At 62.2% G+C, this 14,250-nt stretch carries 11 protein-coding genes and 2 pseudogenes; 4 read left to right on the forward strand and 9 right to left on the reverse strand.

What is annotated here, in order from left to right:
• Positions 1-44: 44 nt before the first annotated feature.
• From AC54T3_RS09235 to AC54T3_RS09255, 5 genes and pseudogenes are all read right to left on the reverse strand, one after another.
• Positions 45-835: pseudogene (locus AC54T3_RS09235) on the reverse strand (virulence RhuM family protein); the annotation flags it as partial.
• Positions 832-2,067: a restriction endonuclease subunit S gene (locus tag AC54T3_RS09240; protein WP_496624165.1), complete on the reverse strand. Its 1,236-nt coding sequence runs from the start codon at positions 2,065-2,067 to the stop codon at positions 832-834. The gene AC54T3_RS09240 and the pseudogene AC54T3_RS09235, both read right to left, overlap by 4 nt.
• 17 nt (positions 2,068-2,084) lie before the next feature.
• Positions 2,085-3,572 (reverse strand): class I SAM-dependent DNA methyltransferase, encoded by a 1,488-nt coding sequence (locus tag AC54T3_RS09245; protein ID WP_496624167.1) that lies wholly within the window; start codon positions 3,570-3,572, stop codon positions 2,085-2,087.
• Between the two features lie 82 nt (positions 3,573-3,654).
• On the reverse strand, positions 3,655-5,751 hold the full coding sequence (locus tag AC54T3_RS09250; RefSeq protein WP_496624169.1) for a YgiQ family radical SAM protein: 2,097 nt from the start codon (positions 5,749-5,751) through the stop codon (positions 3,655-3,657).
• A gap of 12 nt (positions 5,752-5,763) precedes the next feature.
• Positions 5,764-8,109, reverse strand: coding sequence for a methyl-accepting chemotaxis protein (locus tag AC54T3_RS09255; protein ID WP_496624170.1), 2,346 nt, complete (start codon positions 8,107-8,109; stop codon positions 5,764-5,766).
• A gap of 201 nt (positions 8,110-8,310) precedes the next feature.
• Here AC54T3_RS09255 and AC54T3_RS09260 point away from each other — a divergent pair, with 201 nt between their 5' ends.
• Positions 8,311-8,964, forward strand: a complete 654-nt coding sequence (locus AC54T3_RS09260) for a DUF2726 domain-containing protein (RefSeq protein ID WP_496624172.1) — start codon at positions 8,311-8,313, stop codon at positions 8,962-8,964.
• Here AC54T3_RS09260 and AC54T3_RS09265 read toward each other — a convergent pair.
• The 3 genes from AC54T3_RS09265 to AC54T3_RS09275 form a co-directional block, all read right to left on the reverse strand.
• On the reverse strand, positions 8,961-9,293 hold the full coding sequence (locus AC54T3_RS09265; RefSeq protein ID WP_496624173.1) for a non-heme iron oxygenase ferredoxin subunit: 333 nt from the start codon (positions 9,291-9,293) through the stop codon (positions 8,961-8,963). The genes AC54T3_RS09260 and AC54T3_RS09265 overlap by 4 nt on opposite strands.
• Positions 9,294-9,308: 15 nt before the next feature.
• On the reverse strand, positions 9,309-10,409 hold the full coding sequence (locus AC54T3_RS09270; RefSeq protein WP_496624174.1) for an anthranilate phosphoribosyltransferase: 1,101 nt from the start codon (positions 10,407-10,409) through the stop codon (positions 9,309-9,311).
• Between the two features lie 122 nt (positions 10,410-10,531).
• The gene (locus tag AC54T3_RS09275) at positions 10,532-11,455 is read right to left on the reverse strand and encodes a carbon-nitrogen hydrolase (protein ID WP_496624183.1); all 924 of its coding nucleotides are present in this window, start codon (positions 11,453-11,455) and stop codon (positions 10,532-10,534) included.
• A 62-nt stretch (positions 11,456-11,517) separates the two neighbouring features.
• On the opposite strand from AC54T3_RS09275, the pseudogene AC54T3_RS09280 reads away from it, so the two are divergent.
• Positions 11,518-11,643, forward strand: a pseudogene (locus AC54T3_RS09280) (IS4/Tn5 family transposase DNA-binding protein); the annotation flags it as partial.
• Positions 11,644-11,783: 140 nt separating this feature from the next.
• Here AC54T3_RS09280 and AC54T3_RS09285 read toward each other — a convergent pair.
• Positions 11,784-12,788 (reverse strand): CZB domain-containing protein, encoded by a 1,005-nt coding sequence (locus AC54T3_RS09285; RefSeq protein WP_496624175.1) that lies wholly within the window; start codon positions 12,786-12,788, stop codon positions 11,784-11,786.
• A 335-nt stretch (positions 12,789-13,123) separates the two neighbouring features.
• On the opposite strand from AC54T3_RS09285, the gene AC54T3_RS09290 reads away from it, so the two are divergent.
• Together AC54T3_RS09290 and AC54T3_RS09295 are read left to right on the forward strand one after the other, a co-directional pair.
• Positions 13,124-13,498, forward strand: a complete 375-nt coding sequence (locus AC54T3_RS09290) for a type II toxin-antitoxin system RelE/ParE family toxin (RefSeq protein WP_496624176.1) — start codon at positions 13,124-13,126, stop codon at positions 13,496-13,498.
• Entirely contained in the window at positions 13,491-13,808 is a 318-nt protein-coding gene (locus tag AC54T3_RS09295) for a helix-turn-helix domain-containing protein (RefSeq protein WP_496624177.1), read from the forward strand. Before AC54T3_RS09290 ends, AC54T3_RS09295 begins: the two co-directional genes overlap by 8 nt.
• Positions 13,809-14,250: the final 442 nt, after the last annotated feature.

Here is a 14,250-nt window from a genome sequence, read left to right on the forward strand (position 1 = left end):
CTACGCTCAATCCGCACCGCTTTGGTTGGCCGGTTAGCCTTGACGTTCTTGACCACGAAATACAGCAGATGGGCGGCCTTGGCCTCCACGCTGGGGTAGGCGGGCTCACCAAACACGCTCTGATCCAGATTGCCCAGCAGCGAGGCCAGACCGTCGCCCCGGTCCCGGGCGAACAGATCGGTGGCTTCGCCACGCGCCATGAGCTCGGATTTCAGACCGTCCAGCGCGGCCCGCGCCAGTTCCAGAGTGGGCAGACGTCCACCCGGCTGGGCACGTGGCTCCGTCAGCAGGCCCTCGTCGTAGCGTTGCAGCAGCAGAAAGGTCTGGGCGTAGCGGCTGACAATATCCACCAGGCCACGACCGCTGCCCGCGTCCAGCGCCGGGCTTTGCGCGGCCTTGCGCACCAGCGCCAGGGCCGCCTCCAGTTCGCGAGCGTTCTCCTCGAAGCGCTGGCGGTTTAGGGTCCAGCCCTGGGTGAGGTGTTCGCGCAGGATGCGGGTGGCCCAAATCCTGAAGCGGGTTGCCCGTGTGGAACTGACCCGATACCCACTGATATCACAGCATCCAGGCTGTAGTGCTTGCGCTTGCGTTGGACCCCTCGTCCGCCTTCCTGCTGAACTTGTAAGAAATCCTTACAAGTTGCCCCCTCCACCAGCTCGCCATCCTCGTAGACGTTCTTCAGGTGCATGGTGATGTTCTGGGGCTTGACATCGAACAGTTCGGCCATCTGTGCCTGGGTCAGCCAGACGGTCTCGCGGTCGGTATCCAGCCGGACCTCGACGGCCTTGTTGGCGTCTTCGAAAATGATGATAGGGGCTTGGGTTTCAGTGGTCATGCAACTTCTTCCTTGTTGCGGATTGTATTGGATACTTCCTTGCCTGCGGTGAGTTCGCCGGAGAAGGCTTTTTGCAGAAGAGATTGTTTGAGTTCTGCCAAGGCAATCAGCTTCTGTCGCACGACACTCTCCAATCGACGACTTTCGGTTGATAGTTCACTTAGTCGTTTAGCGACGCTCTCCTGTTCAGCCCTAGTCGGCAGATATTTAACTCTGATGGCACCGAGCTTCGCGGGAGAAGTGTGTCGAACCTTTACCCCCGACGCTGTCGATTGCACCGACTCACGAAAAGATCGCGTGTTGAACTGGTGGAAGAAGAATTCGTTATGCCAATGAAATCCATCCCGAACCTTTACAAGGCCAAGTCGCTGATTGTGCAGATAGCGATCAGCTTCAGGCACGATCAGCGAACTTCCCAGCAGTCCTACGGCTTGCTCCGTCATGGCGATCAAAAAATCGCCCTTATCCAAGATGAAACCCTGAGGGATTTCCCCATTGTAGTACTTAGTCTTAGGCCCTTGATCTCTAAATCCACCAGACTCAAAGAATGAACCGGGCGTAAGCACCACATGAGTTCCCTTAGTGCCGAAGTATTTACTCTTGAAGGCGAAGTCATGCTTGAGCGTACAGATGTCGCCGAGTTTGTGCTCTGCCCAATCATTTGGGGTGGCAATAAACACCGAGTTCAGATAACTCTCAAACAACTCCCGGGCATTGGCGAGGTTCTTTTCGGTGTTGGCGACCGCAGTGGCAATTCCCGCGAAGGCTTCATCGAGGATGGCGACGATGCGCTTTTGTTCGGGTAGGGGTGGAAGCGGAATTTCGGTGTTCCTAACCTTAATTTGAGAAATATTAGGCTGCGCGTTACCAGATGCCGAATCTACGAGACTTTTTTGCCCATGCAGCAATGCGTAATACAGATACTCAGGCAAGACTTTCGGACTCGGATAAATCCCGCATACGGCTTGGTTTGTGGCAGCCTCAATTCTGAGGATCCCAACTTGCCCGGCTGTAGCTCCATACATCGCGACGAGCACGGTATCGCGCGGAAAGATTTTTGCGCTGGACTCTGTTAATCCCAATTCGGATATGTAGTTTCTTGCGGCGCAGATTTCCGTGGACCTTACCTCTCCACTTAAGAGCCACGGAATCGTTCCGTTTTCATAATACTGTTTGTTGGACTTGAGCGGTGTACCACCCGCACCTGTTCGGCAGATGTCGCCGATCCTCACGCGTTTCCACCCCTCCCTCATAACATCCCCCGAATCCCTTCCAGGATCTCCTCGCTCTCCCTGTCCAACGTCTCGATCTCGTTGATGATCACCTCAGGATCACGCAGGGGCGCAGCTTCCGCCTTGTTGGGATTCTTCACCGACAGATCCACGCTGTCCGGGTCGATGTCCTTCACCGCCACCGTCCAGGCATTCTCGGAATCCTCGAATCCGGCCTGCCGGGCAACGAAATCCTTGAGGTCGTTGTCATTGAGCGGGTTGGTCTTGCCCAGGCTGCGGCCCGGATCGAGCTGGTAGTACCAGATCCTCCGGGTTGGCGCGCCCTTCTCGAAGAACAGCACCACAGTCTTCACCCCGGCACCCAGGAAGGTGCCACCGGGGCAGTCGAGCACGGTGTGCAGGTTGCAGCTCTGCAGCAACTCCTTGCGCAGCGCCCGCGAGGCATTGTCGCTGTTGGACAGGAAGGTGTTCTTGATGACGATGGCGGCCCGGCCTCCCGCCTTCAGGGACTTGATGAAGTGCTGCAGGAACAGGAACGCCGTCTCGCCGGTCTTGATGGGGAAGTTCTGCTGGACTTCCTTGCGCTCCTTGCCACCGAAGGGCGGATTGGCCAGGATCACGTCGAAGCGGTCCTTCTCCTGGATGTCGCTCAGGTTCTCCGTGAGACTGTTGGTGTGGACCACGTTGGGCGCCTCGATGCCGTGCAGGATCATGTTCATGATCCCGATGACATAGGGCAGGCTCTTCTTCTCCTTGGCGTAGAAGGTGCGGGTCTGGAGGATCTCCAGGTCTTGGGTGGACAGGGGGTTGCCGTCGCGCTGGTCATCGCCCTGGCCGTCCGGGCCGTAGCGGAGATAATCATGCGCCTCGCACAAGAACCCCGCAGAACCGGCGGCGGCGTCGTAGATGCGCTCGCCGATACGGGGCTTGACCACCTGGACCATGGCGCGAATCAGTGGGCGCGGCGTGTAGTACTCACCACCGTTGCGCCCGGCGTTGCCCATGTTGCGGATCTTGGCCTCGTATAGGTGGGAGAGTTCGTGCTTCTCCTTTTGCGACCGGAAGCTCAGCCCGTCGATCAGTTCTAGGGCATCCCGCAGGCTGTAGCCGCTGGCGAACTTGTTGCGGATCTCGCTGAAGATCTCCCCGATCTTGTATTCGATGGTGTCCGGCCCGGTGGCGCGGTCCCGAAAGCCCTGCAGGTAGGGGAACAGCTCGTCGTTGACGAAGGCGATCAGGTCGGCGCCGGTCAGGGCGGTGTCATGGTCGAACTGGCCGTCAGCCGTCTTGGGCGCGGCCCAGGCGGACCAGCGGTAGGGCTCATCGATGATGAACGAGTAGGCGTTACCCACCAGCTCGGCCTCTTGGGCACGCTCATACTCGAGGTCGTCCAGGTACTTGAGGAACAGCATCCATGACGTCTGCTCGGTGTAGTCCAGTTCCGTGGCACAACCAGCCTCTTTCCAGAGCACATCATCGATGTTGCGGAAGGTTTGTTCGAACATTCAGTCTCCAGCTCTATTTGGATGCACCACTATCGGGTAGTGGGGGGCCTTGCCTGGCGTTCATCACCTTGAACCTGCAGCGTCAACGGCGCCGCTGAGTGTGCTTGAGCGGCTGGCTGAGGCGGCGATCGGCGGCGCCGTGCTGGCGCGGTGCGCCGGGGGTCGGCTGAAAGCTCGGCACCAGATGGCGCTTGCCGTTGCCGATCAGGTCGGCGCGGCCCATGCGGCGCAGCGCCTCGCGCAGCAGCGGCCAGTTGTCTGGATCGTGCCAGCGCAGAAAGGCCTTGTGCAGCCGACGCTGGCGCTGGCCGCGCACCACGCTGACGCGCTCGGCACCGGGTCGCACCGGCCGCAGCGGATTCCAACCGCTGTGGTACATCGCCGTGGCCAACGCCATCGGGGTCGGCAGGAAGCCCTGCACCTGATCAGGGCGGAAGCGGTTGCGCTTGAGCCAGAGCGCGAGATTGAGCATGTCCTGATCGCTGGTGCCGGGGTGGGCGGCGATGAAGTAGGGGATCAGGTACTGCTCCTTACCGGCCTCGCGGGAGAATTGCTCGAAGAGCTGGCGAAAGCGCTCGAAGCTACCGATGTCGGGCTTGAGCATCTTATCGAGCGGCCCGGCCTCGGTGTGCTCGGGGGCGATCTTCAGATAACCACCGACATGGTGCGTGACCAGTTCGCGCACGTAGGCGGGTGAGTGCACGGCCAGGTCGTAGCGCAGCCCGGAGGCGATCAACACCCGCTTGACGCCGGGCACCGCGCGCGCCTTGCGGTAGAGCTGGATCAGCGCCGAGTGGTCGGTCGACATGTTCTTGCAGACGTCGGGGTAGACGCAGGACAGGCGCCGGCAGGCCGATTCGATGGCAGGATCGCGGCAGGCGAGGCGGTACATGTTCGCGCTCGGCCCGCCGAGGTCGGAGATGGTGCCGGTGAAGCCGGGCGTGCGGTCGCGAATGTCCTCGATCTCGGCAAGGACGGAGCCCTCCGAGCGGCTCTGGATGATGCGCCCCTCGTGCTCGGTGATGGAGCAAAAGCTGCAGCCGCCGAAGCAGCCGCGCATGATCGTCACCGAGAAGCGGATCATCTCCCAGGCGGGGATGCGCGCATCGCCATAGGACGAGTGCGGCCGGCGCGCGAACGGCAGCTCATAGAGCCGATCCATCTCGGCGGTGGTCAGTGGGATCGGCGGCGGGTTCAGCCACAGATCACGCTCGCCATGCGCCTGCACCAGCGCGCGGGCATTGCCGGGGTTGGTCTCTAGGTGCAGCAGCCGCGCGGCGTGGGCGTAGAGCATCGAGTCGGCGCGGACCTGCTCGAACGATGGCAGGCGCAAGACAGTGCGAGCGCGCTCGGATGCTCGTGGTGTCCGGCTGCAAGCCTTATCCGTGGGTAAGGCCGATGCGCCAGGTGACGGTTCCGCTGAGTGCCTGTGATGCGTGACAGGACGACCGTCGGCGGCACCGTCAGGGATGCTCGCGTCGATCTCGGTCCAGCCCGCAGGCCGCTCGCCACGACGCGTCAAATAGGCGGTGCCGCGCACATCGCGGATCTGCTGAATCGGCTCGCCACGGGCGAGACGGTGGGCGATCTCGCAGATCGCGCGCTCGGCGTTGCCGTAGAGCAGCAAGTCGGCCTTGCTGTCGATCAGCACCGAGCGGCGCACCTTGTCCGACCAGTAATCGTAGTGCGCGACCCGGCGCAGGCTGGCCTCGATGCCGCCGAGCAGGATCGGTACGTCCTTATAGGCCTCGCGGGCGCGCTGGGCATAGACCAGCACCGAGCGGTCCGGCCGCCGCCCGCCGGTGGCGTCCGGCGAGTAGGCATCGTCGGAGCGCGGACAACGGTCCGCCGTGTAGCGGTTGACCATCGAGTCCATGTTGCCGGCGCCGATCCCAAAGCACAGGTTGGGCGGCCCAAGCGCGGTGAACGCCTCCGCCGAGGTCCAGTCCGGCTGTGCGATGATGCCGACGCGAAAACCCTGCGCCTCCAGCAGCCGGCCCATCAAGGCCATGCCGAACGAGGCGTGATCCACATAGGCATCGCCGGTGACGATGACGATGTCGCAACTGTCCCAGCCGAGCAGATCCATCTCCTCGCGCGACAGGGGCAGCTCGGGCGCGGTGCCGAGCTTATGCGCCCAGTGCTTGCGGTAGCCGAAGAGGTCGGGAGCGGTCTGCATGCGTCACCCGCCTCAGAATTCGTCGCTCGTCGGGCGGGAATGCGTCAGCAAGGGGGGCTGGCGGCTGAGCGCGGATGCGTCGTCGCTCGCGTCGGTCTCGCTGTCGTCGCTCCTGACGCCATCGACGAGAGAGCGCAGATCGGCAACGATCTGCTTCAGCTGGTTGGCCTGGTTGGACAGCTCCTCGCTCGCCGCAGCCGATTCCTCGGCGTTGGAGGCGCTGATCTGGGTCACCTTGTCCATCTGCGAGACCGCGAGGTTGATCTGCTCGACACCGCGCGCCTGCTCGTCACTGGCGGTGGCCACCTCGCTCATCAGCTGGGTGACCTGGGAGCTGGCGCTCACGGTCTCCTCGAACAGGGAGACCATCTCCTCGGCGATCGCTTTGCCGAGGTACTTCTCCAGCTCGGCGGAGACATCCTTGATGCGGGTGGTGTTCTCCTGCGCTGACTTCATCAGCTCGTTGGTGTTCTTGACCTCCTCGGCACTGCGCTGGGCCAATTTGCGCACCTCGTCGGCGACCACGGCAAAGCCCTTGCCTTGCTCACCGGCGCGCGCGGCCTCGACCGCAGCATTCAGCGCCAGTAGGTTGGTCTGAAAGGCGATGCCGTCGATGGTGTTGACCACCTTGGCGGTGCTGTTGGTGCTCTCTTCGATCGCCTTGATGGCGGTATCCAGTTTTTCGAGACGCTTTCGCACCTCCTCCGCAGTGGCACGGGCGGCCTTGACGCCTTGGTCGGCCTTGTCGTTGGCGGTGCGACTGAGGGCATCGGCCTCGCGGGCGTGCTCGGCGTTCTGGCGCGTGCCAGCGGCCATCTCCTCAACACTGGAGCTGGTTTGCTCAAGGCTGCTGGCCTGTTCGCCGGCGCCCTCGGCCATCTGCTGACTACTGATGTTGACATGGCCGCTGACGGTCGCGACCTGCTCGCTGCCCTCCTGCAGGCATTTGACGACGCGATTGATGGGGTCGACGATCGAACGCGTGATCAGCCAGGCGAGGACGCTGCCAAATACCAGCGCGAGCACCAAGCCAATGCCGATGACCAGACTGCTGAGGTTCATCGTGTTCTTGACCTCATTGGCAATCTGTTGCGTGTTTTTCAGGCCGGCATCAGCCGTGACCTGGCATGCCGTGATCAGTTGCCTGCCGGCGTCGGTGCGTTCCAGCGCGAGCCTCTCGCGGGCATTCCAGTGTTCGACCAAGCGTTGCATGGCCGTCTGATAGCCGGCCGCCGCGCTGGCGGTTGCGCTGATCTGTTCCAGCAGGGCCGGATCGCTCACACCGTCTCCAAGCGTGGTGAGCAGACCCTGGATCTTCGGTAGCTTCGTGTCCAAGGCCTGCTCGATAGAGTCGAGGTCATTGAGCGCCTGGGCCCGAAAGACACCGATTCGGGTCTCGTTGCCGAGGCTGACGATGTGGTTGGCGAGGGTGATCGCGCGCTGGCGGCTGGTCATCTCGGCCGCCAATGCCTCGATTTGAGTCTCTAGGAAGGTTTTGGAGGCCGCGACGAAATGGCTCGCTGCACGGTCCATGGCGGCGCGTAGTTGGTCGAGGAGCTGTTCATTGGCGGCGAAATCCTTGGCGGCCTCGAGGCCATAGGCGACGATGGCGGCCTGATAATCGGCCGCGCTTTGCGCGATGGCATCGAGCTGCGCGATGTCTTCTTGCAGACCTGTGATCGGCCTGATGGCGTCGATCTCGGGGGCAATGGCCGTCAGATGCTCAATCGCCTCTTCTCGCAGCGCTGGTTGCTGCCTGGCCTGGGCCTGGAAGTTGGCGACGCGCGCACTGCTGCCAAGCTCGACGATACGGTTGACGGTCTGGACTTTCGCGAGTCGCTCCTCGAGCGCTTGCTCGAACAGTGCATTTTGTAGCTCCAGAAACTCGCGCGCGGCTTGCATATAGTCAGCGGCGTTCTCATCGAGCTGCTGGCGGTTGGCTTCAAACCGCTCCGTCAGTTGGCGTGTCTGCTCCATCAGATCGACGTAGGTATCGCGCGCCTGTTGGGCGGTTGCGATCTGGTCACCCAATGCAGACAGATGCGAGGCGTTTTTGTTAAGCGCCTTTGCATCGACCAGTGCTTCATCCAATAACGTTGCTTCGGCTTTGGCGTCGCTCCAATAGTTGTCGGCCCCGGTCAGGCCATAACCGCGCATGGCGTACATGAGACGGTTAGCGGCACCGCGCAGGCGTGAGGCGACCTCGACTTCGGGCACATACTCCTCGGCCAACATCACCGATTTGTTCTTGACGGCGAGCATGTTGAGGGTGGCAATGCCGCCGAGGAGCGCGATGATCGCGATCAATGCCGCAAACCCTAAAATAATCTTGCTGCTGAGCTTGAGGTCTTGAAACATCTTGTCCTTAAAATCCGTTGTTTATAAAGGATTGTATGGGCTTGCGCGTATGCTGATGCTAGCGCGCGGACAGCACAATGCGACAGCATGTGCGCCAAGACGCATCGAAATGCGTCACTCGGTTCGGCACTATAGCCCAGAATCTGGAGCGCTATAAACGCGCCGAGGTGGTCTTCCGGCAAAACCGATGAGGTGCATCAGATGGCCCCGCTGTATGTGTTGTTGGCGCTAGCAGGCTGGCTCTTGTTGGCGCTGATGGGGGCGTTGCTGCGCGGGCGTGGCGCGCGTTTGCGTGGCGCGCCCTTCGATCGGCGGCCGCTGTTGTCGGCCGATGAATGGCGCTGCTACCACCAGCTTCAGGCGGCGGCAGGCGAAGGCTATCCGGTGTTCCCGCGCGTCGCGGCCCTAGCGCTGTTACAGCCGCTGCCCCGGATTGGGCGTCGGCAGCGGCGCCTAGCGCAGGCTCATTTGCGCGAGGGCTGGGCGGATCTGGTGATCTGCTCGGCCGCAGATGCCTATCCTCTCGCCGCAGTCCGACTCGTGCGCGCTGGAGAGGGGCGACGCGAGCGGCGGATGGCAGCGCGGATGCGATCGGCGTTTGCCGCAGCCGGGATGCCGGTGATCGAGCTGAGCCTGGCCGACCTGCCCACGGAGGAACGTCTTCGGGCCTTGGTGCATGAAGCGCTGGCGATGACCGGTGTCCGCCTGGCGGCGCGCCCGGAGCCAAGCCTTGGCCAGACCGGGCCAAGCCTGGGTCGGGCCGAGCCCCGCCTTGGTCAAACCGAACATGACGATGACGAGGAGGCCGCGTTGCTCTCGGAGCTTTCCGCAGCCATGCGGGACTCGGAGGCTTAGCGCTGATTGAGCGCAGCGCTCGGGTCGAGCCAGAGGCGGCCCTCGGCGCGTTCGACCCGATAGGTACGGATCGGCTCATCGGCCGGTTCATCCTCGGGCTGGCCGGTCTCCAGGCTGAAGCGACTGCCATGCAGCGAGCATTTGATGCGGGTGCCGTCCAGACAGCCATAGGAGAGCGGGTAGTCCTCATGGCTGCAGTTATCCTCGACGGCGTAGAAGCGCTCATCGACGCGAGCGATGATGTAGGGCTTGCTTGCGACCTCGACGCGGATGAATTTGCCCGGCTCGATGGCGTCGGCCTGGGCGACCTCGATGAAAGGTGATTCCATGGTCTTCCTCCCGTTTCAACGCAAACGCCGCGCGGCGGCGCCAGCGTCGAGCACGGCGCGGATACGATCGGCGCCGGCGGCGATGGTCTGTTCGCGCCCAAGATGCCAGAGGATCAAGGCGCCGGAGAAGACTAGGCTGTCGTAGGTCGGGCCGCGCTGGCCCTCCAGCGCCGCCATCCCGGCTTGTGCCGCAGCCTGGGCGGTGGCGGCGATATCAACAGCCACGGCGATGTCGTCGCTCGGCCGGCTCGTGGTGGGCAGGTCGTCCGGCAAGGGCACGGCGCGCACAGTCTGCTCGATGCCAACCTCGGCGGGGTCGATCTCGAACGATTGCTCCTCGCCCCTGTGCTGATAGTTGAAGCAGGCCCCGTTCTGGCGCAGCGAGGGCACGATGCCGCCCTCGACACCGCGCACCAGTAGCGCGGAGTCGTAGCCGGCGTGGCGGGCGAGCAGGGCGTAGATGCGCGGATAGGGTTTGTGTACATAGCCCGTGACCAGATGCGTCTTCTGGCGTCCGTGGATCGGCCGCGCCATGACCTCGACCGTGGTGATGACCTGACGCTTGACGATGGTGCCGCGCAGTGGAACCAGGTCGTGCAGCTTGGGCGCGAAGGCGCGCTGATCGATGTAGGTCCAGCCGATGGCCGGGTCCGAGACGCGCGCTGCGGCCTCGGCGGGGCTCAGGTCGACCGCGATGCCAGCGGCTTGGAGCACATGCCGATGGGTGACGCCGAACTTGGGGCCGACCGCATCGACCCCGTGCGAGACTGCCGGTACGCCGCACTCGGCCAGGATCGGCGCGAGAAAAGGCGAGGCGGGGAGGCAGCGGTTGTAGCCATCGTAGGGATCGGCGAGATCGACCACCTCATCGACCTCGGCAACCACATGCTCGGTCGCATCGCGCACCGCATCGAGGATGCCGCGCTGCTCGTCATCGGTCTCGCGTTTCATCCGCAGCGCGATCAGGAACAGGCCCGCCTGCACCGGATCGACTGCGTCATCGAGGATGGCATTCATGCCGAGGCGCGCCTCTTCCATCGAGATGTCCTTCGACAACTCCGGGCCAGTGGCAATGCGTTGCAGGATCGAGCGCATCGTGCGTTGAGTATCGTTCATGGGCGGGACATCTCGTGGAAGGCGTGTGAAGAAAGGTCGATGGAGCGCTGATGAGCCGAGCGCGAACCCGGCAAAACTCGGGGTTGGTGGGGCTGGCTTCAAGGCGCGCGATGGCGGATGGCTCAATCGCGCCAGCGTTTCGACAAGTCAGCGTAGGCATCGATGCGTCGATCACGCAGGAAGGGCCAGATGCGCCGCACCTGCTCGCTGCGCCGCAGATCGATCTCGGCGATCAGCAGGTCTTCCGCGTCCGCCGGCGCGCGCGCGAGGATCTCACCTTGGGGGCCGCAGACAAAGGAGTTGCCCCAAAAGTGGATGCCGTCCTCCGGGCTATCCTCGGGAGAGCGGGCGGCGAGCGTGTCAGCGGCGGGGTGATGAGCCGTGGGCGTCGGCTCGAAACCGACTCGATTGCAGGCCAGCAGCGGCAGGCCGTTGGCGATCGCATGGCCGCGCTGCACGGTCATCCAGGCATCGAGCTGGCGTGCCTGCTCCTCGGCGTCGTCGCGCGGATCCCAGCCGATCGCGGTCGGGTAAAGCAGCAGCTCGGCACCGGCCAGCGCCATCAGCCGCGCGGCCTCCGGGAACCACTGATCCCAGCAGACCAGCACCCCGAGCCTGCCCACGCGCGTCTCGACCGGCTCGAAGCCGAGATCGCCGGGGGTGAAGTAGAACTTCTCGTAGAAGCCTGGATCATCCGGGATGTGCATCTTCCGATAAACGCCCGCCAAGCGACCGTCGGCATCCAGCACCACAGCGGTGTTGTGGTAGACGCCGGCGCTGCGGCGCTCGAACACCGAGCCGACGATGACCACGCGGAGTTCCGCAGCCAGCGCGCCGAGTCGGTCGGTGGTCGGTCCTGGCACCGGCTCGGCGGCGTCAAAGCATGCGCAGTCCTCGCGCTGGCAGAAGTAATCGCCATTGTGCAACTCCTGCAGGAGCACGAGCTGGCAGTCGGCGGCTGCGGCCTGGCGGCAAGCGCGCGCGAGGGCTTCCCAGATAGCTTGCGCGCTGGCTTGACTTTTATGTTGGACGAGGGCGGCCTTGATCACGAGTGGGAGGCTCCGCGCTGGAGGGAAGGATCGAACATTTGATCTGAGCTGCTGAGGAATTTTGCCACATCGAGTTGGGCGACAAGCGTTTGGATGCGCGCTCGGTCCTGCTGGCCAAGCGCCTGGCGGATCTCCCGACGGGGAGCCTGCCCGAGGCCTGCGGTGGTTGGGCGGAGACGCAGGCGGGGGTATCGTTTCCTCGCGCAGAGCCGGTTTCACTGGCTGGATCTGCTGGAACCGCATCGCCAGTGCACCCTGGAGCGGCTGCAGGCGCAGTCAGTGGCGCTGTGCATTCAGGATACGAGCGAGCTGGACTTAGTAGCCACTACTGGCGATGCTTTTCCTCGATCATACGATCAATGGAACGCACCACTTCGACGCTGGCCTGCTCAGCCTCGCGCATGGCGTCGGCAATGGCTTCCTGGACGTCGATGCTATGCTCCCAACCTTGATCGAGATAGGTGAGCATGCGATGTACGCTGTCATGGACTCGGGCGTGCGGTTGTTCCAGCTCCGCGTAACCGGTCGTGGCGCCGAACAGCTCACGTCCTTGCTTGTCGTGCCATTGGCCTAGACGGCAGTCGTGATGACCGACCTTGATGGGGCCGGTATATCTGGCATCCTGGCCATTGGTATGAATCGCCATGTAAGCGCGCTGTTTTGTGTTGAGATGCGACACAACCTGACTGACCGTGACCTGGCTTTCCTGGGCCTCGACGGTGGTCGCGGTGGCGAGTGAGAGAACGACTTGCATCTCGGCGTTGTTGTTGATCAGGTCTTTCTGATTCGACGCCAGGTCATCGAGCAGGTTGTTGCTGTTAATCCGCTGCACCTCGCTCATCAGCCGATTGTGCATCTTCTCGCGCTGCACCTCCGCGATGCCGTTGAGCAAGAGATTGTGGCTGTTGAGTCCTTGCTGGAATTGGCCACGCAACCCTGAGGTGAACGCCTTACGGTAAAAATGGTAAAAATGCCCTTCAAGATGCAGGCGAAAGGTCGTTGACTCGTCGCGAAAATAGGTCTCCAACTGATCGAGCATGTCGTTCATCTTCCAGCACAGGCGGCCCAGTTCATCGACCTTTCCAATGTTAAGGATGCGCCTGCCGAAGCGACCCTGGCTGATTTCATCGGTGAGTGCGTCGAGCCTGGCGATGGGGGCGAGCCAGCGTCGAACCGCCGTCTGGCCCCAGAAAGCGAGGGCAATGGCCAGGGCTGGAAAAACTGGTAATGACATCCAGTTGTCCCATGCGCCGAGCATCCAGGTTTGCACGGCAGTGGCCAGGGTGAGCCCGGTCAGCGCCCAGAGCAGCGCGGTGAGCTTAGATTGCAAGGACCAGTTCGTCATACCTATGCGGGTACTAAGCCAAGAAGAACGGGATCAATAGCTTAATAAACAGTAGGTTAAGCATCCAATGCTCAATGCTACTGATGATCGACGCATGACACTGATGGTGGTGCTCGCACGACTGGCCGATGATAGGCCAAGCCAGCCGTATTGGTAGACAACCTGAGATCCTACCAACCCACATGGATCTGGCAATAGACCCGATTCTCTGTCAATCATCCTGCCGTCGTACTGACGAACACCTAAGTCGTGGCGAATCTGATTCCGCCGACTTTGTGGTATAACACTTGGTATGACATAAAAGCGGAGTGCGAGAGCACGTGAGGATCTTCAAGAACGCTTGGTTCGAGCGCTTCGCGCGCAAGCAGAAGATCCAGGACGGAATGCTACTTGAAGCCGTACTTCGAGCGGAGCAGGGTCTGATTGATGCCGATCTCGGCAGCGGAGTCATCAAACAGCGTGTGGCACGCCCTGGGCAAGGTCGATCAGGAGGCTACCGGGCCCTGATCTTGTACCGCCAGACGCATTGCGCCTTCTTCGTCTACGGATTCGCCAAGAGCCAGCAGGCCAACATCGGCAACGAGGAAGAAACGGCATTCAAGAAGGCGGCGCGGCACGTCCTTGAGCTGACGGACGAGCAACTCGCTGCGCTGATCCAAAACGGGCAATTCTCGGAGGTTGAACACGATGGCTAAACAGTATCGTAGCGACGCGATGGCCTCGATCCATGAAACCATGGAAGCACTTCAGGAGGTGGGGGCCATCGACAAGCAGACCATGCGCGAATTCGATGACGCTTGTCTGACGCCGGTTGAGCCCATCTCTCCCGAAGCCATCCGCGCCCTGCGTGAGCGCGAGCATCTTTCTCAGCCCGTTTTTGCGCGTTACCTCAATGTCAGCAAGAACTTGGTCTCCGACTGGGAACGAGGCGTCAAGCGTCCCGGCGGGCCAGCGCTTCGGCTTCTGACCGTCATCGAGAAGAAGGGGATTCAGTCAATCGCCTGAACGTCCGCCCCAGTCGAAAGGAAGCTCGCGGCGGTGATCCCTCTCTGATCAGGGCGAAGGACGAACGATAGGCAGGAACGCAGTATTGGTGGCTAGGGCCACAACAACGACTCAGTCTTGATGCCCGCCACAGACTAGCAACGTCCACTGAAGAGGCCATTGCGGTCGCTCGCCGGCGTTTGGCTAGTGTCAGCGACTGGCCAATCGCAGACACTCACCGGCATAGGAGGCGATACCAGACTCGGTTGATTCTGCAGTTTCTGGATATGCCCCTCGCGTTGCTGCAGAGGAGGATGAGAAACACCGGCGCAGTTGCTCGATTCAGATCGATCCTGATCTGACAAGAGCGGAGCCAATTCCTGGCTGCGGAGACCATCACGCACCGCTGCATCGCGAAACGTGCCGAAATCGATGATCTTTCACTGTCGCGGGCGAAGCCGGA

Source organism: Halochromatium sp. NSM3 (genome assembly GCF_059621085.1).